We start from the raw sequence: 22,994 nt of genomic DNA on the forward strand, positions 1-22,994 counted from the left end.
GGGGTTGGCGCACTTTGCTGGTGCGGCCCGCCCCGGGGTCGGCCTCGCAGTTCCCCGAGCCCCTGACTGCTAAAGAAACCCGCCGTTCGGAATGTACGGCGACGGCGGTCGCATCCCCCGTACCGCGAGGAACCCCCGGGTCTCCACGGACAGGCCGACCTCCAGGCCGACGTCCAGCGCCCACTCCTGCTCCGCGGTGAGGAACTGCACCGAGGCGGCCGCCCCGTCCGGCACCCGCGCCAGCGCCTCCCGCAGCAGGCGTGCGGCGATCCGCTTCGAGGTCGCGGCCAGCAGCATCACCTCGCCGCCGTTGCGGTAGCAGTAGCCGCTGCCCGCCAGCGAGTCCGCAACCAGCAGCTCCTCGAAGTGGGCGAGCATGAACGCGTGGTCCGCGCCGTGCGCGGCGCCGCGCAGCCGCCGGTCGACCGAGTCCAGCAGGTGCAGGTGGGTCGCGTTCCCGGGGTGTACCGGGATGTCGCCCGGGTCGAGCAGCCCGGCCCGGTCGACCGCACCGCTGAGCTTCATCGCCGGGTGCAGGGTGAACCCGGCGTGCCGGTAGCGGCGGGCGGCGGCCGGCGAGGGCGAGGCGCACAGCATCCCGCGCAGGCAGCCCCGCCCGTACGAGGCGGCCCCCTCCAGCAGCAGCCGGCCGACGCCCTTGCCCTGGGCCTCGGGCCGCACGACGAACAGGGTGAGTATCCACAGCCCCTCGCGGCGCAGCGAGAGCGCCGCGCCCACCGGCTCGCCGTCCTGTTCGGCGATCCAGCAGCCGTCCGGATCGGTGCGGGCCAGATGGCGGGCCCGGGCGACGTTGCGCACCCGCCGTTCGGGGGAGGGCGGCGGCGCGCCGGGCGGCCGTCCGTCGAGCGCGCCGAAGGCCGCCTCGCTGATGTCCTGCACCGCTTCGGCGTCGACCGCGGTGTCCCTGAGCTGGCGAATGAGCACGAACCACATCCTCGCCCGGCACCGCCCGCCGCGGGGGCGGTTTGCCCGGACGGGACGATGACCACCCGCCCGTGGTGTGCGAGCATGGATGCGCGGGAAGCGGGCGACAGGAACGTCCCCCGAACGCACCACCGACCGGAAATGAATCCGGGAGGCCGCTGGTTTGCACTGGCGGCACAATGTCGTCACAGACCGGGAGTAAGCATGACCGTCCAGGACGAGACCACCGTCGAAAGTGGCATCCTCCTCACCGATGCCGCCGCGGGCAAGGTCAAGGCCCTGCTGGACCAGGAGGGTCGCGACGACCTCGCGCTCCGCGTCGCCGTTCAGCCCGGCGGTTGCTCGGGCCTGCGCTACCAGCTCTTCTTCGACGAGCGCTCGCTGGACGGCGACGTCGTGAAGGACTTCGGCGGCGTCAAGGTCGTCACCGACCGGATGAGCGCCCCGTACCTGGGCGGCGCCACGGTCGACTTCGTCGACACCATCGAGAAGCAGGGCTTCACGATCGACAACCCGAACGCCACCGGCTCCTGCGCCTGCGGCGACTCGTTCAGCTAAGCCTTACACCGCGAGGGCGGCCCGATCACCACGATCGGGCCGCCCTCGCGGCATGTCGGGGACGGACCGGCTAGCGCGGCCCGCCCGCCGCCTCGGTGGCCGGGGGCAGCTGCTCACCGGTGGCCAGGTCGATCACCGCACCGCCGGTCATCGGCTTGCTGAGCGTCGCGGTCACCTGCTGGCCCTTGACGATCGCAGGGCACGCCTGGCCGCGCGGCGCGGTCTGGGTGATCACCACCCGGACCTTCACCACCGGCGGGGTGTCCTCCTCGACCCTCAGCCCGTACTTGTCGCAGACGCCGCCGTAGAAGTACACGGTCAGCGTGGTCGGGCTCTCCAAGCGGTAGCCGGTCGCCGGGATCTTCACCGGCGTCGGCGTCGGCTCGCCCACGGCTATGCCCGGCGTGGTCGGCTGGCCGGAGCCGGCCGTCGCCGAGGGCGTCGGGCTGGCGGAAGCGCTGGGCGCGGCGCCCGACGGCGAACCCGACGGGGACGCGCTCGGCGACGCGCTCGCGCTCACACTCGCTCCCGCACTCGAGGCCGAACCACCCGTGCCACCGCTCGCGCAGGCGGAGAGCGCGCCGGCGGCCAGCACCAAAGCGGCCAGTGCGGCTGCCCGCCGCCCGCGCGCGGTCCGGACGGTTACGGCTGCGGTCCTGTGGTCCATGATCTGCGTTCCTCCCGAGGGCTGTGCAGACCGCACTGGAGCGGTACTGCCCGGATTCGACGTGCCCGGGAGGAATCCGGTTCCCCGGTGGTCAGCTGTCGTACTCGGCCATTCCCGCCACCACCCGCCGTGCCTCGGCCGACACCCGGACCCCCGCGAACGCGACCGGGGCGGCGAGTTCCTTCCCCGGCTCGGCAGGCGGCCAGAAGCGGCCGAGCCGACGCGAGGAGGAGACCAGCAGGTCGAGCGAGTCCGGATCGGCGTCTCCCCGCGGAGTGCTCGGGATCCATCCGGAGGAGTGACTGGGCTTCATCGGTTTCAGCGCTCCGATCGCCGTGCCGCGGCCACCGGGCCGCGGGCCTGGAGCGGGGGCGAGTGACCCCCGTCACTGCCGACCCTAGGCCGCCCCGGTACGGCAGGCCAGGTCTACTCAGGGGTAGTACCTGTTCGGGTCGTTCCGGTGACCGGGCCCCCTCCCTGTACCGTGGGTGAGTTGTTGTTGCCGCTGCTCTCGGCCCCCAGCGGGCCGTCCAAGGAGACCTCCGTGCGTATCGCCGTCGCCGGCTCGATCGCCACCGACCACCTGATGACCTTCCCCGGCCGATTCGCCGATCAGCTGGTCGCCGAGCAGCTCCACACCGTCTCGCTCTCCTTCCTGGTCGACGCCCTCGACATCCGCCGCGGCGGCGTCGCCCCCAACATCGCCTTCGGCATGGGCGTGCTGGGCCTGCGCCCGATCCTGGTCGGCGCGGCCGGCGCGGACTTCGAGGAGTACCGCAGCTGGCTGGAGCGCAACGGCGTGGACTGCGACTCCGTGCACATCTCGGAGACCCGGCACACCGCCCGCTTCATGTGCACCACCGACCAGGACCACAACCAGATCGCGTCCTTCTACACCGGCGCCATGGCCGAGGCCCGCTCCATCGAGCTCCGGCCGATCGCCGACCGCATCGGCGGCCTGGACCTGGTGCTGATCGGTGCGGACGACCCGGCCGCGATGGTCCGCCACACCCAGGAGTGCCGCAGCCGCGGCTACGCCTTCGCCGCCGACCCCTCGCAGCAGCTGGCCCGCCTCGAGGGCGACGACATCCGCGAGATCGTCGACGGCGCCGCGTACCTCTTCACCAACGAGTACGAGGCCGCGCTGATCGAGACCAAGACCGGTTGGACCCCCGAGCAGATCCTCGACCGCGTCGGCACCCGGGTCACCACCCTCGGCGCCAAGGGCGTCCGCATCCAGCGCAAGGGCGAGCCCGACATCACCGTCGGCTGCCCCGCCGAGGAGCGCAAGGCCGACCCGACCGGCGTCGGCGACGGCTTCCGCGCCGGCTTCCTGGCCGGCCTCTCCTGGGACCTCGGCCTGGAGCGCGCCGCCCAGATCGGCTGCATGCTCGCCACCCTCGTGATCGAGACCGTCGGCACCCAGGAGTACGAGCTGCGCCGCGGCCACTTCATCGAGCGCTTCACCACCGCGTACGGCGAGGCCGCCGCCGCCGAGGTCAAGGCCAAGCTCTCCAAGTAACGTCAACTACTGGGGGCGCGGGGAACTGCGCGACCGACCATGCACTCACGTACTGCCTGGTTGGTCGCGCAGTTCCTCGCGCCCCTGTTTGCTCAACTCAATTCGTACGGCGGACCAGGTAGCGGTTCCCCTCCGCGCCCAGGTACTCCTGTCCCCGCATCTCGCACCAGGCGGGAATGTCCAACCGCGCCGCCTCGTCGTCCGCCAGCACCGCCACGGTGCCCCCCACCGGCACCTCGCCGATCCGCTTCGCCAGCTCGATCACCGGCAGCGGGCAGCGCTTGCCCAGGGCGTCGATGACCAGCTCCTCCGCACCGCCGCCGGCGGCGGCCGGCGCCGGCAGGTCGAGCCCCAGGGGCGCCCGGACCCCGGCGACGATCTCCGGCAGCACGGCCAGGAACCGCTCCACCGCGTCCTCCGCCACCCCGTACGGCAGCGAGACCCGGACGTTGCCCTCGGTCAGGACGCCCATCGCCGCCAGCACGTGGCTCGGGGTCAGGGTGCTGGAGGTGCAGGAGGAGCCGGAGTTGACGGCGAAGCCGGCCCGGTCGAGTTCGCCGAGGAGCACTTCGCCGTCGACGTACAGGCAGGAGAAGGTGACCAGGTGGGGGAGCCGGTGGACGGGGTCGCCGACCACCTCGACCTCGGGGACCAGCTGCGGCACCCGGGTCCGGATCCGGTCGACCAGCTCGCGCAGCCGGGCGTTCTCCACCTCGGCCTCGGCGCGGACGGCGCGCAGCGAGGCGGCGGCGGCGACGACGGCGGGCACGTTGACGTAGCCGGGCACCCGCCCGCCCTCCCGCTCGTCGGCGGGCAGCGGGGAGGAGTAGCGGACGCCCTTGCGGACGGCGAGCACGCCGACGCCGGCCGGGCCGCCCCACTTGTGGGCGCTGGCGGTGAGCAGCGACCAGCCGGCCGGGACCGGCAGCCGGCCGGCGCTCTGAGCGGCGTCGACCAGCAGCGGGACGCCGTCGAGCAGGGCGGCGGTCTCGGCGACCGGCTGCAGGGTGCCCACCTCGTGGTTGGCGCTCTGCAGGACGGCCAGCGCGGTGTCCGGGCGGACGGCGGCGGCGAAGGCGGCGGGGGAGACCCGGCCGAGCCGGTCCACCGGGACGGCGTCGACCTCGCCGCCGTCGGCCTCGTGGCGCTCGGCGACGTGCAGCACGCTGGAGTGCTCGACCGCCGAGTGGACCAGGTGGGAGCCGCGCCGCCGGTTGCCGCGCAGGGCGCCGAGCATGCCCAACTGGACGGCCTGGGTGCCGCTGGAGGTGAAGGCGATCTCGTCGGCCCGGGTGCCGAGGACCTCGGCGACGGTCTCGCGGGCGGCGTCGAGCAGCATCCGGGCCTGCCGGCCGCTGCGGTACAGCCGGGCCGGGTCGGCCCAGCCCTCGTCCAGGGCGGCGGTGAGCGCCTGCCGGGCGACCGGGTGGAGGGGGGCGGTTGACGCGACGTCGAAGTAGTGCACGGAGCCATCCAATCAGGGGACCGAAAAGGGCTCCCGACGGCCCGTCACCCGCGTGTCGCAGCACCTCCCCCGATCGGGTGTGCGACCCTCGAATGCCTACTATGACCTGCGATTCCTCGGATACTCCACCCCTGCGGGGGCCGACGGGGTGGCCGGGCGGCGCGTTAGCGGGGGCTGCTCGTGAGTGCCGCATAAGGATGGAGTAGCGTTTGGCCCGCATAAGCATTCAAACCGTGCCCGTGACCGGGTCGCCGGGGAGGACTCGACTCCTGGGGGCGATGCGATCGCGGGCGAGACTTCGGGAAGGCGCTACGTGAGTCCCAACGGCTCCGACCGCTCGCCGCGGCGCACGATGCGGCGGAAGCTGCCTCAGGCGCTGGCACTGGGCCTCGTCATCGCGACCGCTACCGGCTGCTCGGCCAACGACCTGCCCAGGCTTGGCCTCCCCTCGCCCGTCACCAAGGAAGGCCCCCTGGTCCTCCACATGTGGCAGGGCTCGTGGATCGCGGCGCTGGCTGTCGGTGCATTGATGTGGGGTCTGATCCTCTGGAGCGTGATCTTCCACCGGCGCAGCCGCACCAAGGTGGAGATCCCGGCTCAGACCCGGTACAACGTGCCCATCGAGGCGCTGTACACCGCGGTCCCCCTGGTCATCGTCTCCGTGCTGTTCTACTTCGTCGCGCGCGACGAGGCGACGCTCACCTCCACCTCGGCCAAGCCGCAGCACACCATCAACGTGGTGGGCTTCCAGTGGAGCTGGGCGTTCAACTACGAGAACACCGAGAAGCCCGACCCGACCAGCACCACCGCCGCGTACGAGGTGGGTTCTCCGGGCGAGCCTCCGACGCTGTACCTGCCGATCAACGAGTCGGTGAAGTTCGTCCTCACCTCGCGGGACGTCATCCACGACTTCTGGCCGATCAACTTCCTGATGAAGCAGGACGTCGTGCCCGGCGTGGTGAACGCGTTCGAGGTCACCCCGACCTCGTACGGCACCTTCCGCGGCAAGTGCGCCGAGCTGTGCGGTGTGGACCACTCGCGCATGCTCTTCAACGTGAAGGTCGTCTCGCACGACGAGTACGAGCAGCACCTCAAGGAGCTGCGGGCCAAGGGCCAGAGCGGTGCGGTGCCCTCCGGCATCACGGGCATTGAAGGTGAGAAGTGACTATCCTCAACGAGCCCGCTGCGGCCGGAGGCGGCGGGGCTGCCACGGTCGGCACCCAGCAGCGCGTCCGCAAGCCGGGCAACGCCATCATCAAGTGGCTGACCACCACTGACCACAAGACGATCGGCACGCTGTACCTGGCGACGTCGTTCGCGTTCTTCCTGATCGGTGGCATCCTCGCCCTGGTCATGCGCGCCGAGCTGGCCCGTCCGGGGACGCAGATCCTCTCGAACGAGCAGTTCAACCAGGCGTTCACCATGCACGGCACGATCATGCTGCTGATGTTCGCGACCCCGCTGTTCGCGGGCTTCACGAACTGGATCATGCCGCTCCAGATCGGCGCGCCGGACGTGGCCTTCCCGCGTCTGAACATGTTCGCCTACTGGCTCTACCTGTTCGGCTCGACCATCGCGGTGGCCGGCTTCGTCACCCCGAACGGTGCGGCCGACTTCGGCTGGTTCGCCTACTCCCCGCTGTCGGACGCGGTCCGCTCGCCGGGTGTCGGCGCCGACATGTGGATCATGGGTCTGGCCTTCTCCGGCTTCGGCACCATCCTCGGTGCGGTGAACTTCATCACCACCGTGATCTGCATGCGCGCCCCGGGCATGACGATGTTCCGGATGTCCATCTTCGTGTGGAACGTCCTGCTGACCTCGGTCCTCGTGCTGCTGGCCTTCCCGGTCCTCGCCGCCGCGCTGTTCGCCCTGGAGGCGGACCGCAAGTTCGGGGCACATGTCTTCGACCCGGCCAACGGTGGCGCCATGTTGTGGCAGCACCTGTTCTGGTTCTTCGGCCACCCCGAGGTCTACATCATCGCGCTGCCGTTCTTCGGCATCATCTCGGAGATCGTCCCGGTCTTCAGCCGCAAGCCGATGTTCGGCTACTCCGGCCTGATCGCCGCGACCATCGGCATCGCCGGTCTGTCCGTGACCGTGTGGGCGCACCACATGTACGTCACCGGCCAGGTGCTGCTGCCGTTCTTCTCCTTCATGACCTTCCTGATCGCGGTCCCGACCGGTGTGAAGTTCTTCAACTGGGTCGGCACCATGTGGAAGGGCTCGCTCAGCTTCGAGACCCCGATGCTGTGGACGATCGGCTTCCTGGTCACCTTCCTCTTCGGTGGTCTGACCGGTGTGCTGCTGGCCTCCCCGCCGATCGACTTCCACGTCTCGGACTCGTACTTCGTCGTCGCCCACTTCCACTACGTGGTCTTCGGCACCGTCGTCTTCGCGATGTTCGCCGGCTTCCACTTCTGGTGGCCGAAGATGACCGGCAAGATGCTGGACGAGCGCCTCGGCAAGATCACCTTCTGGACGCTGTTCGTCGGCTTCCACATGACCTTCCTGGTCCAGCACTGGCTGGGTGCCGAGGGCATGCCGCGTCGCTACGCGGACTACCTGGCGTCGGACGGTTTCACCACCCTGAACACCGTCTCGACGATCGGCTCCTTCCTGCTCGGCCTGTCGATCCTGCCGTTCCTCTACAACGTCTGGAAGACGGCCAAGTACGGCGAGAAGGTCGAGGTCGACGACCCGTGGGGCTACGGCCGTTCGCTCGAGTGGGCGACCTCCTGCCCGCCGCCGCGGCACAACTTCCTCACCCTGCCGCGGATCCGCTCCGAATCCCCGGCGTTCGACCTGCACCACCCGGAGATCGCCGCGCTGGACTACCTGGAGAACCACGGTGAGCCGGCCAAGCACTTCGCCGGTGTGACCCCGGCGCAGTACGACCGTCCCGAGCTGGGCAAGGGCAAGAAGGAGGGCGACGCCTGATGAAGGAGCAGGGCAAGATCTTCATGGGCCTCGCCGCCTTCGTCCTGGTGATGGCGATCGTCTACGGCGTGTGGACGATGAACTCCGACCTCGGCATCGAGGCGGCGGGCACCACCGCGCTGGCGCTGGCCTTCGCACTGTGCGTGTTCATCGGCTTCTACCTGGGCTTCACCGCCAAGCGGGTGGACACCGGCGCGGGCGACAACCCCGAGGCCGAGGTGGCGGACGACGCCGGCGAGCTGGGCTTCTTCGCCCCGCACAGCTGGCAGCCGCTGTCCCTGGCCATCGGTGGCGCCCTGGCCTTCCTGGGTGTCATCTTCGGCTGGTGGCTGCTGTACTGGTCGATCCCGATCATCGTGATCGGTCTGTTCGGCTGGGTCTTCGAGTTCTACCGGGGCGAGAACCAGAACCAGTAGGTTCTCGCACCCCGAGCAGCGGGCCGGGCATCCCTTCGGGGGTGTCCGGCCCGTCGCCGTTCCCCCGGGCGGATCAGTCCGGAGTGCCGGACGGGGGACCCCGTCCCTACGCTTCGAGTCAGGTCGGACCCCTGACGCTTCGAGTCAGGTCGGACCCCTGGAGGTTCCGTTGAACGGCTCTCGAATAGTTGCAAGCGCTCGTTCCGTCACGGTGGCCCTGATCGTCCTCGCCCCGGTCGCGGCGTGCTCCTCGGGGGGAGGCGGCTCCGCGGCGAAGGTCGACTTCTTCCGGCAGGTCGACGCCGCCCCCCTGGTGCACCTCAGCACCGACGGCAAGGTCGATCCCTCGCAGCCCTACACGGTCACCGCCGCGCCGGGCGCCCGGATCACCGACGTGACGCTGAGCGGTCCGGACGGCCGCCAGGTGGCCGGGGCGCTCGCCGCCGACCAGCACAGCTGGCAGACCACCGGCCACCTGCGGGCCGGTACCGCGTACAGCGTCAGGGTCGCCGCCGACGACGGCAAGGGCGGCCGCGGTGAGACCACCGGCACCTTCACCACGGTGGAGGCCGGCCGGCTGCTGACCGCCCAACTCGGTCCGGACTCCTCCGGCAGCGGCGTCTACGGCGTCGGCCAGCCGCTCACCGTCACGCTGTCCGAGGCGGTCAAGGACCCGGCCGCCCGGCAGGAGGTCGAGCGCGGCCTGACGGTGGCCTCCCAGCCCGCGGTGACCGGCGGCTGGTACTGGGTCGACGACAAGACCCTGCACTTCCGTCCGGAGTCGTACTGGCCGGCCAACGCCTCGGTGAAGCTCAGCTTCGACCGGTCCGGCGTGCGAATAGCCGACGGCCTGTACGGCGGCGACCCGGCGACGCTGTCCTTCCGGACCGGCGACCGGGTGGAGGCCCTGGTGGACGCGGGGACCCACCAGCTGACGTACCGCCGCAACGGGCAGGTGGTGAACACCATCCCGGTCACCACCGGCAAGCCCGGCTTCTCCACCCGCAACGGCATCAAGGTGGTGCTGGGCCAGGAGGCCGACGTCCGGATGAGCAGCGAGACGATCGGCATCGCCGCGGGCAGCAGCGAGTCCTACAACCTGGACGTGAAGTGGGCGACCCGGGTGACCTGGAGCGGCGAGTACGTGCACGCCGCGCCCTGGTCGGTGGGGTCCCAGGGCCACGACAACGTCAGCCACGGCTGCACCGGCATGTCGACCGAGAACGCGCAGTGGTTCTTCCAGAACACCCGCGTCGGTGACATCGTCCAGGTGGTCAACAGCCTCGGCAACCAGATGGAGCCGTTCGGCAACGGCTTCGGCGACTGGAACGTCGACTGGAACGAGTGGGTGAAGCACAGCGCGCTCGGCAAGCCGGTGTCGACCGCCGGATCGACGTCCGACAACCAGGTGCAGAGCGCGCTGGCGCCCCAGGTGTGACGCGGGCGTCGGGCCCGCCTCAGCGCGGCCGGTACGCGGCCGCCAGCGCGGTCAGGGCGGCCGCTTGGGCCTCCTCGAGGGTGAGGCCCAGGCGGGCCGCCCGCTCGGCGTACTCGGCCGCTGCGGCGGCCGCCAGCCGGTGCGCGGTGTCCCCGGTGGCGGCGATCAGGGTGCCGCGGCGGCCGTGGGTCTCCACCACGCCGTCGGCCTCCAGCTCGCGGTAGGCGCGGGCCACCGTGTTGGCCGCCAGGCCGAGTTCCTCGGCCAGCGCGCGGACGGTCGGCAGCTTCAGCCCGACCGGCAGCTCGCCGCTGCGGGCCCGCTCGGCGATCTGCGCGCGGACCTGCTCGTACGGGGGAGTGGGGGAGTCGTGGTCGACGGTCAACTGCATGAGTACCCCTCGGAATGCGCTGAGGGCCCCCTCGGCGAGGGGGCCCTCAGGCTGTGGCGATCAGTGGGTGATCAGTGGTGGCCGTGGCCGCTGGTGATCTCGGCGTGCTCCTCGGCGGTCGGCTTGGCGATCTGGCCGCTGTCGCCGAAGAAGCCCTCGGAGAGCTTCGCACGGGCCTTGGCCAGGCGGCCGACCTTGCGGGCGACGCCGTTCTCGTCCACCTCGGCCGGCAGCTCGATCGGCTGCGGCTGCTCGTGCGCGGTGAGCGTGAACTTGTCGGCCTGCGACAGGTCCGCGTGCACCTCGACGAACTCACCGTGCGGCAGGCGCTTGATGACGCCCGACTCGCGGCCGTGCAGCACCTTCTCCTTGTCACGGCGCTGGAGACCGAGGCACCAGCGCTTGGTGATGATGAACACGATCACCGGGAGGAGGAAGAAGCTCACCCGGACGAAGTACGTGATCGAGTTGATCGACAGGTGCAGGTGGGTGGCGATGAGGTCGTTGCCACCACCGATCAGCAGGACCAGGTAGAGGCTGATCCACGCGGCACCGAAGGCGGTGCGGACCGGCGCGTTGCGCGGACGGTCGGCGATGTGGTGCTCGCGCTTGTCACCGGTGACCCAGGCCTCGAGGAACGGGTACAGCCAGATGACGGCCAGCACCAGCGGGAAGACCATCAGCGGGATGAACACACCCAGGTTGAGGGTGTGGCCGCCCCAGACCGAGATCTCCCAGCCCGGCATGACACGGATCAGGCCCTCGGAGAAGCCCATGTACCAGTCGGGCTGGGCGTCGGTCGACACCTGGTCCGGACGGTACGGGCCGTACGACCAGATCGGGTTGACGGTCGCGATCGCCGAGACGGCCGCGATGACGCCGAACACCAGGAAGAAGAAGCCACCGGCCTTGGCCATGTAGACCGGCATCAGCGGCATGCCGACGACGTTCTCTTCCTTGCGGCCGGGGCCCGCGAACTGGGTGTGCTTGTGGTAGAAGACCAGGATCAGGTGCGCCACCAGCAGGCCCAGCATGATGCCCGGGATGAGCAGCACGTGGATGGTGAAGAACCGCGGCACGATGTCCTGGCCGGGGAACTCGCCGCCGTACAGGAACATCTCCAGGTAGGTGCCGACGATCGGCACCGCCAGGATCGCGCCCTCCATGAAGCGGATACCGGTACCGGAGAGCAGGTCGTCCGGGAGCGAGTAGCCCATGAAGCCGTCGAACATGCCGAGGAAGAGCAGGCCGGCGCCGAAGAGCCAGTTGATCTCACGCGGCTTGCGGAACGCGCCGGTGAAGAACACGCGCATCATGTGCACGAGCATCGCGGCGACGAACACGATGGCGGCCCAGTGGTGGATCTGGCGGATCAGCAGACCACCGCGGACCTCGAACGAGATGTTCATCGTGGAGGCGTACGCCTCCGACATCCGGATGCCGTCCAGCGGCACGTACGAGCCGGTGTACACCGTCTCGGCCATGCTCGGCTTGAAGAACAGCGTCAGGTAGACACCCGTGAGGATGATGATGATGAAGGTGTAGAGGCAGATCTCGCCCAGCATGAAGGACCAGTGGTCCGGGAAGATCTTCCGCAGGTTCGCCTTGGCCAGGCTGTAGATGCCCAGGCGGCCGTCGGTCCAGTCCGCCGCGGCCTCCCACTTGCTGGCGGGCTTGGCGCGCGTACTGCTCGGCGTGGTGGCACCGGTGCTGGTGCCGCTTGTGGTGCTCATCGCGGGCGCTCCCAGTAGCTCGGGCCGACGGGCTCGTCGAAGTCGCCGGTGGCGACCAGGAAGCCCTGCTCGTCAGTGGTGATCTTCAGCTGCGGCAGCGGGTGGCCCGCGGGGCCGAAGATCACGCGCGCGCCGTCGGCCAGGTCGAAGGTCGACTGGTGGCACGGGCAGAGCGCGTGGTGGGTCTGCTGCTCGTAGAGGCTGATCGGGCAACCGACGTGGGTGCAGATCTTCGAGTAGGCGAGGATGCCGTCGAAGCCCAGCTCTGCCGACTGCTGGTCCTTCAGGTCGCCCGGGGCGATCCGGACGAGCATCAGGGCGTCCTTGGCGATCTGCTGCTGGAAGTCCGGCGCGTCCTCCTCCAGGCCCTCGGGCTTGGCGAAGGTGAGCGAACCCTGAACGATGTCCTCCGCCTTCATCGGGCGGTTGGTGTTCATGTTGATCAGCGCGATCGGGTTCTGCGGCGTGGCCTTGTCCCAGCCCGTGTGCAGCAGCTTCTGCTCGGGCAGCGGGCCCAGGTCGCGCAGCAGCACGACGCCGGACAGCGGCACCAGGGCCATCGAGCCGATCAGGGTGTTGCGCAGCAGCTTGCGTCGGCCGAAGCCGGACTCCGCCGCACCGGTCTTGAACTGCTCGATGACGTCGGCGCGAACCTCGTCGTCGGCCTCGATCGGGTGACGCTCGGCCGGGATCTCGTGGTCCGACATCAGGGTGCGGGCCCAGTGGACCGCGCCCGCGCCGATGCAGAACAGCGCCACGCCCAGAGTCATGCCCAGGGCGAAGTTGAGCGCGCTGACGTGCCCCAGCGGGAAGATGTAGACGATCTTGTCGATCGGGAAGATCACGTACGAGGCGATGAAGCCGATCGTCGCCAGCATCGAGACGATGAACAGCAGCGAGACCTGGCGCTCGGCGCGCTTGGCCGCCCGCTCGTCGATGTCGGTGCGACGGGGCAGGTGGGCCGGCAGGCCCGGGTCGGCGAACGGGTTGCCGTGCTCGGCAACCTCGGAGCCGTGGGAGGCGCCGTGCGCCTGAGGCGAGTTGTCGGAAATGTCGTGGCTCATGACTTCTTGGCCTTGGTGGTGTGGGCGGCGACCCAGATCGCGACGACGATGAGGACACCGAGGCCGAAGATCCAGCCGAACAGACCCTCGGTCACGGGACCGAGGCTGCCCAGGGTCAGGCCACCGGGGTTGGGCTCATCGTTCTCGGTGTGGCGGACGAACGCCACGATCTGCCTCTTCTGCTCCTCCGGCATGGTGGTGTCGGGGAACGAAGGCATGTTCTGCGGGCCGGTCTGCATGGCCTCGTAGATGTGCTTCGGGTCGACACCCTCCAGGGAGGGGGCGTACTTGCCGTTGGTCAGAGCGCCGCCCTGACCGGCGAAGTTGTGGCACTGCGCGCAGTTGGTGCGGAAGAGCTCGCCACCCTTCGAGATGTCCGCGGCGTTCTTCGCCGGGTCGGTCGAGGGGTTGTACTGCTCCGGCTTCGGCACGACCGGGCCGGGGCCCAGCGAGGCGACGAACGCGGCCAGCTGGTCGATCTCGCTCTGCGAGTAGATGACCTTCTTGCGCGGCACCTGGGCGCCCGGCTGCTGCGCGGGCATGCGGCCGGTGCCGACCTGGAAGTCGACCGCGGCGGAACCGACGCCGACCAGGCTCGGACCGTCAGAGGTGCCCTGGCCGTTCAGGCCGTGGCAGGAGGAGCAGCCGACGGCGAAGAGCTTCTTGCCCTCGTCGATCGCGAGCGACTGGGCGGAGGTGTCGGCCTGCGCCTTCTCGGCCGGCGCGAAAGCGGCGTACAGCCCCCCGGTGGCCGCCAGGGCGAGAAGTAGGACGACCAGCGCCGCCAATGGGTGGCGCCGTCGTGCGGAGAGCTTTTTCACGGATTAACCCCGGTGTCAGGATCTGGTCGGCAGTCGGCCGCCCCCGACGCTCCGGCGGCTGAGGCCGGGTCAGGGGCTGGTCGGCTGGTTACTTGATCAGGTAGATGGTCGCGAACAGGCCGATCCACACGACATCGACGAAGTGCCAGTAGTACGACACCACGATCGCGGCGGTGGCCTGCTCGTGCGTGAACCGCCGAGCCGCGTAGGTCCGTCCCAGGACCAGCAGGAAGGCGATCAGACCACCCGTCACGTGGAGACCGTGGAAGCCGGTGGTCAGGTAGAAGACCGTGCCGTACGGGTCGGAGGACAGCGAGAGGCCGTCCTTCTTGACCAGCTCGGTGTACTCGAAGATCTGGCCGCCGATGAAGATCGCGCCCATCACGAAGGTGACGTAGAACCACGAGCGGAGCTTCTTCACGTCACCGCGCTCAGCGGCGAAGACGCCCATCTGGCAGGTGAGGGAGGAGAGCACCAGGATGATGGTGTTCGTCAGGGAGAACGGCACGTTGAGCGCATCGGCCTTCTCGTGCCAGAACGTGGGGCCCATGACCGAGCGGAGGGTGAAGTACATCGCGAACAGGGCCGCGAAGAACATCAGCTCCGAGCTCAGCCACACGATGGTTCCGACGCTGACCAGGTTCGGCCTGTTGACCGCTCCGTGCGCGTGTCCGGTTTCTGTTGCTGTTGCTGTCGCCACGACGGACATTATGTCGGTCCCTTATTCCGTCTTCACGCCGGGGGTCTCCTCTCGGAGTGTCCGGGGCGTGGACTGGGGCCATGCGGGGGTCCGTCCGTTTTCTGATGGTTGTTCGGTCCGGCCGGGCGTTCGTAGCCCGGACGGGTGAGGGTCCGGCGCGCCGCGTTGATGGAGATCGCGCGAGGGGCTCACGGCCGGGGGTGCGCGGGAGTAGCATCCGGAGTGAACGTGGTCCGGATCACACTGGGCCGTTCGGCGGGACCCATATAAGAGGACGCGCAACCACGAGCACCAGGGAGCAGGGGCCATGGCGCACACCACCGACGAGACGCTCACCGTTCTGGTCTACAGCGACGACCGCAACACCCGTGAGCAGGTGACCCTGGCGCTCGGCCGCAAGCCCTCGGCGGACCTGCCCGCCGTCGAGTACCTGGAGTGCGCCACCACCCCGGCCGTCCTGCGCGCCCTGGAGAAGGGCGGCATCGATCTCTGCGTCCTGGACGGCGAGGCCGTCCCGGCCGGCGGGCTCGGGCTGACCCGCCAGCTCAAGGACGAGATCTACGGCTGCCCCCCGGTGCTGGTCGTGATCGGCCGCCCGCAGGACTCCTGGCTGGCCGCCTGGAGCCGCGCCGACGCCGCCGTCTCCCACCCGGTCGACCCGGTCGCGCTGGTCTCCGCCGCCACCACGCTGCTCAAGGCCCGCCTCGCCCGCCGGACGCCCGCGCATCGCTGACCGGGCGGACCTGTCTCACCTGGAGAGATACCGGTCCGGAACGCCCCGCGTCCGGGCCGGTGTGCTGGATAGGCTGGCTCCGTCCCTTCCGGTAGGTACCGGTAATCGATGAGAGCTGGAGACGGCCATGGTGAACGTGCACTCTGCGAACGGCGGCAGCGACCCCGCGCAGGTGGTCCGCACCTGGCCGGACATCCTGAGCACCCTGCTCCGCGGCGACGACCTCACCCAGGGCGACACCGCCTGGGCGATGGACCGGATCATGAGCGGCGAGGCCAGCCCCGTCCAGGTGGCCGGCTTCATGGTGGCGCTGCGGGCCAAGGGTGAGACCGTCGAAGAGGTCTCCGGCCTGGTCGAGTCCATGTACGCGCACGCCGAGCCGCTGTACATCCCCGGCCCCGCGGTGGACATCGTCGGCACCGGCGGCGACCGGGCCAAGACCGTGAACATCTCCACCATGTCCGCGATCGTGGCGGCCGCCGCCGGCGCCAAGGTGGTCAAGCACGGCAACCGGGCCGCCTCCTCCGCCAGCGGCGCCACCGACGTGCTGGAGAAGCTCGGCATCAGCCCCGACGTCAGCCTCCGCCGGGTGGCCGAGATCGCCGAGGAGGTCGGCCTCACCTTCTGCTTCGCGGCCAAGTTCCACCCGGCGATGCGGCACGCGGCGCCCGCCCGGCGCGACCTGGGCGTGCCGACCGCCTTCAACATCCTCGGCCCGCTGACCAACCCCGCCCGGGTCACCGCCCACGCGATCGGCTGCTTCGACACCCGGCTCGCCGCGCTGATCGCCGGCGTGCTGGCCCGGCGCGGCGCCAGCGCCCTGGTGTTCCGCGGCGACGACGGCCTCGACGAGCTGACCATCACCACCACCTCGCACGTCTGGATCGTCAAGGACGGGGAGATCGTGGAGACCGGGTTCGACCCGCGGGACGTGGGGATCGAACTGGTCGGCATCGAATCGCTGCGGGGTGCGGACGCCGAGTACAACGCGGCCGTCGCCCGGCGGGTGTTCGCGGGGGAGCAGGGGCCGGTGCGGGACGCCGTCCTGCTCAACACCGCGGCGGCGCTGGTCGCGCTGGACCTGACGGACGCTCCGCTCACCGAGCAGATCGCGGCCGGGATCGAGCGGGCCGCGACGGCGATCGACTCGGGGGCGGCGGAGGCGACGCTCAAGCGGTGGGCCGAGGCGACCCTTCGGTAGGTGACGCGAACCTTCAGGGGCGCGGGGAACTGCGCGAACGGCCACCCCTCTACGTGAGTGCGTGGCTGGGCGCGCAGTTCCCCGCGCCCCTGTGGTTGGCCGCTCTGCTACAGTGCTGCGCAGGTCATGAGTGACAGCGACAAGCCCCAGCTTGCTGTCCGGCAACCCTCCGTCCGTGGCGGGGTGCCCTGGGTGAGGACCGGGCCGCGTGGCGAGACGTCCGCGTGGCAAGCGCGGACTTCCGGCGGATGCACTCCGGGGTCCTTACCCCAGGAGGAGTGCATCCCATGACTGTTTCCACCGACGTCTGCGCCCCGCTCGCCGTCCTCGGCCACGACGTCCAGGTGCCGCTGGCGTCCGGCGAGAAGGTGACCTACGCGGCGCTGGACTACGCGGCGAGCGCCCCCGCTCTGCAGCGGGTCTGGGACGACGTCGCCGCGTACGCCCCGTACTACGGCAGCGTGCACCGCGGCGCCGGCTACCTCTCCCAGCTCTCCACCGACCTGTTCGAGCAGAGCCGCCGGACGGTCGCCGACTTCCTCGACCTGCGCGACGGCGACCAGGTGGTGTTCACCCGGGCGACCACCGACTCGCTGAACCTGCTGGCGGGCGCGCTGCCGGCCGGCACCCGGGTGTTCGCGTTCGAGACGGAGCACCACGCCTCCCTGCTGCCGTGGCGCCGCGAGGGCGTGACGGTGCAGTACCTGCGCGCCCCGCGTTCGCACGGCGAGGCGGTGGCGGCGCTGGACGAGGCGCTGGCGGCGGCCGCGGACGGCCCGAAGCTGTTCTGCGTGACCGGCGCGTCCAACGTGACCGGCGAGCTGTGGCCGGTGGCGGAGCTGACCGGGGTGGCGCACCGGCGCGGCGCCCGGGTGGTGCTGGACGCGGCGCAACTGGCCCCGCACCACCGGGTGTCGGTGCGGGAGCTGGACGTGGACTGGGTCGCCTTCTCCGGGCACAAGCTGTACGCGCCGTTCGGCGCCGGGGTGCTGGCGGGCCGCTCGGACTGGCTGGACGCGGCGCAGCCGTACCTGGCGGGCGGCGGGGCGAGCCGGACGGTGGCGCGGGAGGCGGACGGGTCGGTCGCGGTCGAGTGGCACGCGGGCCCGGCCCGGCACGAGGCGGGTTCGCCGAACGTGATCGGCGCGTACGCGATCGCCGCGGCGTGCCGGGCGCTCACCGAGGCGGGCTTCGAGGCGCTGGAGCGCCGCGAGCAGCAGCTGGTGGCCCGGCTCCGGGACGGGCTGGCGGCGATCCCCGAGGTGAAGGTGCTCAGCCTGTTCGGCGAGGACGCGGCCCGGGTGGGGGTGCTGTCGTTCGTGGTGCGCGGCTGGAACAGCTCGCACTTCTCGGCGGCGCTGTCGGCCGAGTACGGGATCGGGGTGCGCGACGGTCTGTTCTGCGCGCACCCGCTGGTGCGGACGCTGCTGGGCGGCGAGGACGCGGCCCCGAGCGAGTGCGGGGCGCCGGAGCCGTCGCTGCCGGGCGAGCGGAGCCTGAACGCGATCCGGGTGAGCTTCGGCGCGGGCACGCCCGAGGAGCACGTGGACCGCTTCCTGGCGGCCGTCCGCGAACTGGTCACGGACGGCGCGAAGTGGACCTACCGCAACGAGGGCGGCCGCTGCGTGGCGGACACCGCAGCCCGCTAGTCCTACTCGTCGAGGCCCAGGGCGAAGGCGGCCTCGAGGTCGTGCTGCGAGTAGGTGCGGAAGGCGATCTGGGTCTCGGTGTGGGCCACGCCGGGGACCTTGTTGAGCTGACCGGGGATCACCTCGGCGAGGTCCTCGTGCCGGCGGACCCGGACCATCGCGACCAGGTCGTACGAGCCGGTGACCGAGTAGACCTCGCTGACGCCCTCGATCGCGGCGATGGCCTCGGCGATCTCGGGGATCCGGTCGACGCTGGTCTTGATGAGGACGATCGCGGTGATCACTCTGGCGCTCCAAAGGACGGGGGTGGGGCCAGCGTATCGGCCGCTCCCGCGCCGCGTCTCGTGGTCCGCGGGCAGGTGACCCAGGCGAACAGCCAGCCGGTCGCGAAGCCGATCACGTGCACCAGGTAGGCCACCCCGGACCCGCCGGAGTACACCGACCACCACTGCAGCGCGAACCACAGGCCGAGCACCAGCCAGGCCGGGAACCGCAGCGGCAGGAAGAGCACCAGCGGCACCAGGGCGGTGACCCGGGCCCGCGGGTGGAGCCGCAGGTACGCGCCGAGCACGCCGGCGATCGCGCCGGAGGCGCCGACCAGGGCGCGCACGGCGTCCGGGGACCCGGATTCGGCCAACGCGTAGCCGTACGTGGCCAGGTAGCCGATCGCCAGGTAGCAGACCAGGAAGCGGATCCGGCCCAGCCGCTCCTCCACGCCGGGGCCGAAGACGAAGAGGAAGAGCATGTTGCCCAGCAGGTGGAGCCAGCCGGCGTGGACGAAGAGCGAGGTGAGCACCGACAGGGCGGGGACCTTGCCGGGGGTGGGGGTGAGCGCGCAGTCCGGGGTGGCGGGGGCGATCCGCCCCAGCTGCTCGGCGGTGAGCGGTTCGCGGCCCAGCAGTTCGGCGGGGACGGCGCCCCAGCGCTGCTCGTAGCGCTGCTCGGCGCACAGCCGGGCGGGCCCGGCGCCGTACGCCGGGTTGAGGCCGCTGGGGCCGAGCAGCAGGACTACAGCGCAGACCGCGATCAGGGCGTAGCTGACCAGCGGTGCGCGGCCGGTTCCGGCGGCGGTGGACGGGGCGGCCCGGGGGAGGGCGGGGAGCGCCATGCCGGGGAGCATTCCTCCGGGCCGCCGCGGCGACACCGGGCGCTACTGCGGGCGGGTGACCCGGTCCGGCCCGTGGACCGGTGACGCGGTGTGACCGCGCAGGCAATAGGCTTGGACATCCGGACCTGGGAACCGCCGAGAGGACCTCTGATGACCATCGCCGCGCCGACCGACGAGACCCGCTGGCGCTGCACGCTGTGCGGCAACCTCACCCGTTTCGACGTGACCCGCTCCTCCCGGGTGATCGACTTCCTGCACTTCGACCTGTCCGGCGAGTCGAAGGTGGAGGAGACCGAGGTGCTGAGCGAGGCCATCGAGTCGGTGCGCTGCCGCTGGTGCAACGCGGTGGACCAGGTCGAGCTGGTGGCCCGTCCGGGTGCGGAGGACGCTCCCGCCGAGGCCTGACGCCCCTGTCCGCCCCGTGGTCCCGGCGCCTGCCGCGGGGGCCGCGGGGCGGACGCGTAGTCGGGGTGCTGTCGGTGGGGCACGGTAGACGGGACAATTGCAGGGAGCGGTGCGTTCCACGGCGGCGGCAACCGGCCGGGCCGGCGCCGCGGGGACCAGGATCGGAGCCGAGGACGTGGTGGAGGCAGCGAGCGGGCCGGCCGAGCCTTCCGAGCCGGCCGAGGAGCCGGCCGAGGCGCTGGACCGTCCGCTGCCGGAGGGGGTGCGCCGGCGGGTGGTCGGTCTCGCCGCCGACGCGCTCGGCGGCATCCCGGCCGGGGAACTGCCGGCCTCGCTGCGCCAGTACGCCAAGTTCACGCCGGCCCGGCGGGCCAAGTACGCGGCCACCGCGCTGGCCGCGGCGCTGGAGTCGGAGCCGGCCTTCCGGGTGCGGATAGCCGATCGCCTGCGGCTGGGACAGCCGGACCTGGTGAAGTCGCTGGAGTCCGGTGCGGTGCCCTCGGCCGCCGACCCGATGGACGTCGCCGCCGCCGCGTACCTGCTGCGCGCCGCCGGCTGGACCCGCCTGGTGGCCGACGCCGGCGAGGAGGCCGACCGGGCGGACGTCGAGGGCGCGGTGGCGGAGGCCGGGCGGCTGGTGGAGAAGCTGCAGGCGGAGCTGGCCGAGGCGCGGGCCGCGGCCCGCGCCGAGCAGGAGCGCCACCGGGCCGACGCCGAGGGGACCCGCCGGGAGATGGAGTCGCTGCGCAAGCGGCTGCGCTCGCTGGAGAGCGACACCCGCCGGGCGCAGGCGGAGAGCCGCAGGCTGGCGGGCGAGTTGGAGGCGGCCAGGACGGCGGGCACCGCCGAGCGCAGCGCCGCCGAGGGCGAGGCGCGCCGGCTGCGGCACCGGGTGACCGAGCTGGAGGCGGCGCTGGAGGCCGGCCGTCGCTCGGCCCGGGAGGGCCGCTCGGTCGAGGACATGCGGCTGCGGCTGCTGCTGGACACGGTGCTGCAGTCGGCCCAGGGGCTGCAGCGGGAGCTGGCCCTGCCGGTGGCGCAGATCCGCCCGGCGGACCTGGTGGAGGCGGTGAGCCCCGGTTCGGCGTCGCCCAACGACGTGGCCCGGCGGGGCCTGGCGGAGGACGACCCGGCGCTGCTCGACCAGTTGCTGGCGATCCCCCAGGTGCACCTGGTGGTGGACGGCTACAACGTCACCAAGACCGGCTATCCGACCCTGCCGCTGGAGCAGCAGCGGCTGCGCCTGCTGGGCGGGCTGGCGATGCTGGCGCAGCGCACCCAGGCGGAGGTCACCTGCGTGTTCGACGGGCAGGACTTGGACGTGCCGGTGATCATGGCGCCGCCGCGCGGGGTGCGGGTGCGGTTCAGCCGGACCGGGGAGACGGCGGACGAGCTGATCCGCCGGCTGGTGCGGGCCGAGCCGCAGGGGCGTCCGGTGGTGGTGGTCTCGGCGGACCGCGAGGTCGCCGACGGGGTCCGCAAGGCGGGCGCGCGGCCGGTCTCCTCGGTGCTGCTGCTGAACCGGTTGTCCCGGAGCTGACGTCGGTTCATTCGCCCTCGTCGGGCGTCGGAGTGGCCGGGATGTGTCGATCGCGTGAAACCAGGTCGGGCGGGCGGTTCGACGGGGGTGAGGGAGTGGCGCCGAGGCGCCGACTTCACTAGGGTCTGGCGTCAAACCTATTTTCCGGACTATCACTCCTGTGGGTTAGTCCAGCTGGAAGAAGGAGCTAGACCTTTGGCCTCCCACCGCCGTCCCAAGCAGCCGAGCCGTGCACGGGTCTCCGTGCTGACCGCTGCGGCAGCGACTGCGGTCGCCCTGTCGGCCCAGGTGAGCGCGCACGCCGCGCCCGCCCAGCCGAGCAAGGACGAGGTGAAGGCCCAGGTCGACAAGCTCCTCGAGGAGCAGGAGCAGGCGGCCGAGAAGTACAACGGCGCCAAGGAGCGGGCCGACCAGCTGCACAAGCAGGCCGACCAGCTGCAGGACCAGGTCGCCCGCAGCCAGGCGCAGATGACCGAGCTGGCCTCCGGGCTGTCCGCGGTCGCCGCCGACGAGTACCGCTCCGGCGGTGTCGACCCGTCGATGCAGCTGATGCTCTCCACCGACCCGGACAAGTACCTGGCGCAGGCGTCCAGCTTCGAGCAGGCCGCCAACACCCAGGCCGACACCCTCCGCTCCCTGAAGGACCAGCAGCGCCGGCTGGACCAGCAGAAGGAGGAGGCCGCCTCCGTGCTGGCCGAGCTGGACCGTTCGACCCAGGCGCTCAACGACGCCAAGAACGACGTCCAGGACAAGCTCAAGGAGGCCCAGAAGCTGCTGAGCAAGCTCAGCGCCTCGGACCGGGCCGCGATCCTGGGCGGCGGCGGCACCGCCTCCCGCAGCGACTCCCGCTACGACCTGAGCAACCTCCCGCAGCCCGGCGGCTACGCCGGTGTCGCGGTGAGCGCCGCCATGGGCAAGCGCGGTTCCGCGTACGTCTGGGGCGCCACCGGCCCGAGCACCTTTGACTGCTCCGGCCTGATGGTCTGGGCGTACAAGCAGGCCGGCGTCTCGCTGCCGCGCACCTCGCAGGAGCAGGCCACGGTCGGCACCGCGGTGCCGCTGTCCGCCGCGCAGCCCGGTGACCTGGTGATCTACTACGGCGACCGCCACCACGTGGGCATGTACATCGGCAACGGCCTGGTGGTCCACGCGCCGCGCACCGGTGACGTGGTCAAGGTGATGCCCGTGGACACCCTCCCGATCAGCACCATCCGCCGCGTCTGACGGTCCTGACGGACCGTCGCCCCACCCGGACGGGCCGAGATCCCACTGTGATCTCGGACACGTCCGGGTGCCGTGTTTTCGGGTGTTTTCCGGGAAATGGCCGACCTGTCGGTCACGACGTGATCACACTCGGTCATATGTGAAATTGAAATTGAGACTCTTTCAGAATTTTTTCTGACAAGGATTTGAACCGATCACGGTTGGGTTACTAGGGTCTTGCTTCGACCGCCGTACTGTCGACCGCCCAGCCCGGGTGGCGGCGGTGGTCGCCGCCGAGTCCGCGACACAGCTGGGCAGTCCGACTGCCTACGGGGAAGCCCCTGCGGGGAACGCTGTCGAACGGAGCCGGGGAACCACGTTCCCTCCGGGGTGAATCGGCGCCAGGACGGCCGCGTAAGCGGCTGGGGAGGCGTCGTAGGGCAGCTCTTCGGCCCGAACCCGTCAGCTCACCTGGTAGGCGGTGTGAGGAGAAGGAGT

Annotated in this window: 23 protein-coding genes and 2 riboswitches; of the genes, 12 read left to right on the forward strand and 11 right to left on the reverse strand. The window is 71.0% G+C overall.

Annotation, left to right across the window (positions count from 1 at the left end):
- Nucleotides 1–69: 69 nt before the first annotated feature.
- Nucleotides 70–945 (reverse strand): GNAT family N-acetyltransferase, encoded by an 876-nt coding sequence (locus tag FHR36_RS19535; RefSeq protein ID WP_253799018.1) that lies wholly within the window; start codon nt 943–945, stop codon nt 70–72.
- A 204-nt stretch (nt 946–1,149) separates the two neighbouring features.
- Between FHR36_RS19535 and FHR36_RS19540 the strand changes: the two genes are divergently transcribed.
- Nucleotides 1,150–1,503 carry a HesB/IscA family protein gene (locus tag FHR36_RS19540; protein ID WP_253799021.1) on the forward strand — a complete coding sequence of 118 codons (354 nt, stop codon included), beginning with the start codon at nt 1,150–1,152 and terminating at the stop codon, nt 1,501–1,503.
- Nucleotides 1,504–1,573: 70 nt separating this feature from the next.
- Here FHR36_RS19540 and FHR36_RS19545 read toward each other — a convergent pair whose 3' ends face one another.
- Nucleotides 1,574–2,170, reverse strand: a complete 597-nt coding sequence (locus FHR36_RS19545) for a hypothetical protein (protein ID WP_253799024.1) — start codon at nt 2,168–2,170, stop codon at nt 1,574–1,576.
- 91 nt (nt 2,171–2,261) lie between these two features.
- Nucleotides 2,262–2,483: a hypothetical protein gene (locus FHR36_RS19550; RefSeq protein WP_253799027.1), complete on the reverse strand. Its 222-nt coding sequence runs from the start codon at nt 2,481–2,483 to the stop codon at nt 2,262–2,264.
- 231 nt (nt 2,484–2,714) lie between these two features.
- Between FHR36_RS19550 and FHR36_RS19555 the strand changes: the two genes are divergently transcribed.
- Nucleotides 2,715–3,692, forward strand: coding sequence for a carbohydrate kinase family protein (locus tag FHR36_RS19555; RefSeq protein ID WP_253799030.1), 978 nt, complete (start codon nt 2,715–2,717; stop codon nt 3,690–3,692).
- Between the two features lie 97 nt (nt 3,693–3,789).
- Here FHR36_RS19555 and FHR36_RS19560 read toward each other — a convergent pair whose 3' ends face one another.
- Nucleotides 3,790–5,157, reverse strand: coding sequence for a cysteine desulfurase/sulfurtransferase TusA family protein (locus FHR36_RS19560; RefSeq protein WP_253799032.1), 1,368 nt, complete (start codon nt 5,155–5,157; stop codon nt 3,790–3,792).
- Between the two features lie 313 nt (nt 5,158–5,470).
- Between FHR36_RS19560 and ctaC the strand changes: the two genes are divergently transcribed.
- From ctaC to FHR36_RS19580, 4 genes are all read left to right on the forward strand, one after another.
- Entirely contained in the window at nt 5,471–6,322 is an 852-nt protein-coding gene (ctaC, locus tag FHR36_RS19565) for an aa3-type cytochrome oxidase subunit II (RefSeq protein WP_253799035.1), read from the forward strand.
- Nucleotides 6,319–8,094 (forward strand): aa3-type cytochrome oxidase subunit I, encoded by a 1,776-nt coding sequence (gene ctaD, locus FHR36_RS19570; protein WP_380231207.1) that lies wholly within the window; start codon nt 6,319–6,321, stop codon nt 8,092–8,094. Before ctaC ends, ctaD begins: the two co-directional genes overlap by 4 nt.
- Nucleotides 8,094–8,510: a cytochrome c oxidase subunit 4 gene (locus FHR36_RS19575; protein ID WP_253799037.1), complete on the forward strand. Its 417-nt coding sequence runs from the start codon at nt 8,094–8,096 to the stop codon at nt 8,508–8,510. The genes ctaD and FHR36_RS19575 overlap by 1 nt, the downstream gene beginning before the upstream one ends.
- 211 nt (nt 8,511–8,721) lie before the next feature.
- Nucleotides 8,722–9,948, forward strand: a complete 1,227-nt coding sequence (locus FHR36_RS19580; RefSeq protein WP_253799040.1) for a L,D-transpeptidase — start codon at nt 8,722–8,724, stop codon at nt 9,946–9,948.
- 19 nt (nt 9,949–9,967) lie between these two features.
- Here the strand turns inward: FHR36_RS19580 and FHR36_RS19585 are convergent, their stop codons facing one another.
- The 5 genes from FHR36_RS19585 to ctaE all read right to left on the reverse strand — a co-directional run bounded on the left by FHR36_RS19585 (nt 9,968) and on the right by ctaE (nt 14,666).
- Complete coding sequence (locus FHR36_RS19585) at nt 9,968–10,339, reverse strand: GntR family transcriptional regulator (protein ID WP_253799041.1); 372 nt, start codon at nt 10,337–10,339, stop codon at nt 9,968–9,970.
- A gap of 71 nt (nt 10,340–10,410) precedes the next feature.
- A complete protein-coding gene (gene qcrB, locus FHR36_RS19590) occupies nt 10,411–12,072 on the reverse strand; it encodes a cytochrome bc1 complex cytochrome b subunit (protein ID WP_253799043.1) in 1,662 nt (553 codons plus the stop codon).
- The gene (gene qcrA, locus FHR36_RS19595; RefSeq protein ID WP_253799045.1) at nt 12,069–13,136 is read right to left on the reverse strand and encodes a cytochrome bc1 complex Rieske iron-sulfur subunit; all 1,068 of its coding nucleotides are present in this window, start codon (nt 13,134–13,136) and stop codon (nt 12,069–12,071) included. The genes qcrB and qcrA overlap by 4 nt, the downstream gene beginning before the upstream one ends.
- A complete protein-coding gene (qcrC, locus tag FHR36_RS19600) occupies nt 13,133–13,957 on the reverse strand; it encodes a cytochrome bc1 complex diheme cytochrome c subunit (RefSeq protein ID WP_253799046.1) in 825 nt (274 codons plus the stop codon). Before qcrC ends, qcrA begins: the two co-directional genes overlap by 4 nt.
- A gap of 88 nt (nt 13,958–14,045) precedes the next feature.
- Entirely contained in the window at nt 14,046–14,666 is a 621-nt protein-coding gene (gene ctaE, locus FHR36_RS19605) for an aa3-type cytochrome oxidase subunit III (protein WP_253799047.1), read from the reverse strand.
- A gap of 298 nt (nt 14,667–14,964) precedes the next feature.
- Here ctaE and FHR36_RS19610 point away from each other — a divergent pair, with 298 nt between their 5' ends.
- The 3 genes from FHR36_RS19610 (at nt 14,965) to FHR36_RS19620 (ending at nt 18,240) form a co-directional block, all read left to right on the forward strand.
- Complete coding sequence (locus tag FHR36_RS19610; protein ID WP_253799048.1) at nt 14,965–15,390, forward strand: response regulator; 426 nt, start codon at nt 14,965–14,967, stop codon at nt 15,388–15,390.
- 127 nt (nt 15,391–15,517) lie between these two features.
- The gene (gene trpD, locus FHR36_RS19615; RefSeq protein ID WP_253799050.1) at nt 15,518–16,591 is read left to right on the forward strand and encodes an anthranilate phosphoribosyltransferase; all 1,074 of its coding nucleotides are present in this window, start codon (nt 15,518–15,520) and stop codon (nt 16,589–16,591) included.
- A 122-nt stretch (nt 16,592–16,713) separates the two neighbouring features.
- Nucleotides 16,714–16,831, forward strand: a riboswitch (SAM riboswitch).
- 47 nt (nt 16,832–16,878) lie between these two features.
- A complete protein-coding gene (locus tag FHR36_RS19620) occupies nt 16,879–18,240 on the forward strand; it encodes an aminotransferase class V-fold PLP-dependent enzyme (protein WP_253799053.1) in 1,362 nt (453 codons plus the stop codon).
- Nucleotides 18,241–18,242: 2 nt separating this feature from the next.
- Here the strand turns inward: FHR36_RS19620 and FHR36_RS19625 are convergent, their stop codons facing one another.
- Together FHR36_RS19625 and FHR36_RS19630 are read right to left on the reverse strand one after the other, a co-directional pair.
- Nucleotides 18,243–18,524: an Lrp/AsnC ligand binding domain-containing protein gene (locus tag FHR36_RS19625; protein ID WP_253799055.1), complete on the reverse strand. Its 282-nt coding sequence runs from the start codon at nt 18,522–18,524 to the stop codon at nt 18,243–18,245.
- Nucleotides 18,521–19,348 (reverse strand): rhomboid family intramembrane serine protease, encoded by an 828-nt coding sequence (locus tag FHR36_RS19630; RefSeq protein WP_253799058.1) that lies wholly within the window; start codon nt 19,346–19,348, stop codon nt 18,521–18,523. The genes FHR36_RS19625 and FHR36_RS19630 overlap by 4 nt, the downstream gene beginning before the upstream one ends.
- Before the next feature lie 150 nt (nt 19,349–19,498).
- Here FHR36_RS19630 and FHR36_RS19635 point away from each other — a divergent pair, with 150 nt between their 5' ends.
- The 3 genes from FHR36_RS19635 (at nt 19,499) to FHR36_RS19645 (ending at nt 22,517) form a co-directional block, all read left to right on the forward strand.
- Nucleotides 19,499–19,753 (forward strand): hypothetical protein, encoded by a 255-nt coding sequence (locus tag FHR36_RS19635; RefSeq protein WP_253799060.1) that lies wholly within the window; start codon nt 19,499–19,501, stop codon nt 19,751–19,753.
- A gap of 178 nt (nt 19,754–19,931) precedes the next feature.
- Nucleotides 19,932–21,293, forward strand: a complete 1,362-nt coding sequence (locus FHR36_RS19640) for an NYN domain-containing protein (RefSeq protein ID WP_253799451.1) — start codon at nt 19,932–19,934, stop codon at nt 21,291–21,293.
- Nucleotides 21,294–21,488: 195 nt separating this feature from the next.
- Complete coding sequence (locus FHR36_RS19645) at nt 21,489–22,517, forward strand: C40 family peptidase (RefSeq protein ID WP_253799062.1); 1,029 nt, start codon at nt 21,489–21,491, stop codon at nt 22,515–22,517.
- 320 nt (nt 22,518–22,837) lie between these two features.
- A riboswitch (cyclic di-AMP (ydaO/yuaA leader) is annotated at nt 22,838–22,992 on the forward strand.
- Nucleotides 22,993–22,994: the final 2 nt, after the last annotated feature.

This window comes from Kitasatospora cinereorecta (assembly GCF_024172095.1).
Lineage (GTDB): Bacteria > Actinomycetota > Actinomycetes > Streptomycetales > Streptomycetaceae > Kitasatospora > Kitasatospora cinereorecta.

What these genes read in the sequence shown, in the direction of transcription:
- FHR36_RS19550 (WP_253799027.1), bottom strand. Translation starts at nt 2,483, where the DNA reads ATGAAGCCCAGTCACTCCTCCGGATGGATCCCGAGCACTCCGCGGGGA.
- FHR36_RS19620 (WP_253799053.1), top strand. Translation starts at nt 16,879, where the DNA reads ATGACTGTTTCCACCGACGTCTGCGCCCCGCTCGCCGTCCTCGGCCAC.
- FHR36_RS19585 (WP_253799041.1), bottom strand. Translation starts at nt 10,339, where the DNA reads ATGCAGTTGACCGTCGACCACGACTCCCCCACTCCCCCGTACGAGCAG.
- FHR36_RS19545 (WP_253799024.1), bottom strand. Translation starts at nt 2,170, where the DNA reads ATGGACCACAGGACCGCAGCCGTAACCGTCCGGACCGCGCGCGGGCGG.
- qcrA (WP_253799045.1), bottom strand. Translation starts at nt 13,136, where the DNA reads ATGAGCCACGACATTTCCGACAACTCGCCTCAGGCGCACGGCGCCTCC.
- qcrB (WP_253799043.1), bottom strand. Translation starts at nt 12,072, where the DNA reads ATGAGCACCACAAGCGGCACCAGCACCGGTGCCACCACGCCGAGCAGT.
- trpD (WP_253799050.1), top strand. Translation starts at nt 15,518, where the DNA reads ATGGTGAACGTGCACTCTGCGAACGGCGGCAGCGACCCCGCGCAGGTG.
- FHR36_RS19575 (WP_253799037.1), top strand. Translation starts at nt 8,094, where the DNA reads ATGAAGGAGCAGGGCAAGATCTTCATGGGCCTCGCCGCCTTCGTCCTG.
- FHR36_RS19540 (WP_253799021.1), top strand. Translation starts at nt 1,150, where the DNA reads ATGACCGTCCAGGACGAGACCACCGTCGAAAGTGGCATCCTCCTCACC.
- ctaE (WP_253799047.1), bottom strand. Translation starts at nt 14,666, where the DNA reads ATGTCCGTCGTGGCGACAGCAACAGCAACAGAAACCGGACACGCGCAC.
- FHR36_RS19635 (WP_253799060.1), top strand. Translation starts at nt 19,499, where the DNA reads ATGACCATCGCCGCGCCGACCGACGAGACCCGCTGGCGCTGCACGCTG.
- FHR36_RS19630 (WP_253799058.1), bottom strand. Translation starts at nt 19,348, where the DNA reads ATGGCGCTCCCCGCCCTCCCCCGGGCCGCCCCGTCCACCGCCGCCGGA.
- FHR36_RS19610 (WP_253799048.1), top strand. Translation starts at nt 14,965, where the DNA reads ATGGCGCACACCACCGACGAGACGCTCACCGTTCTGGTCTACAGCGAC.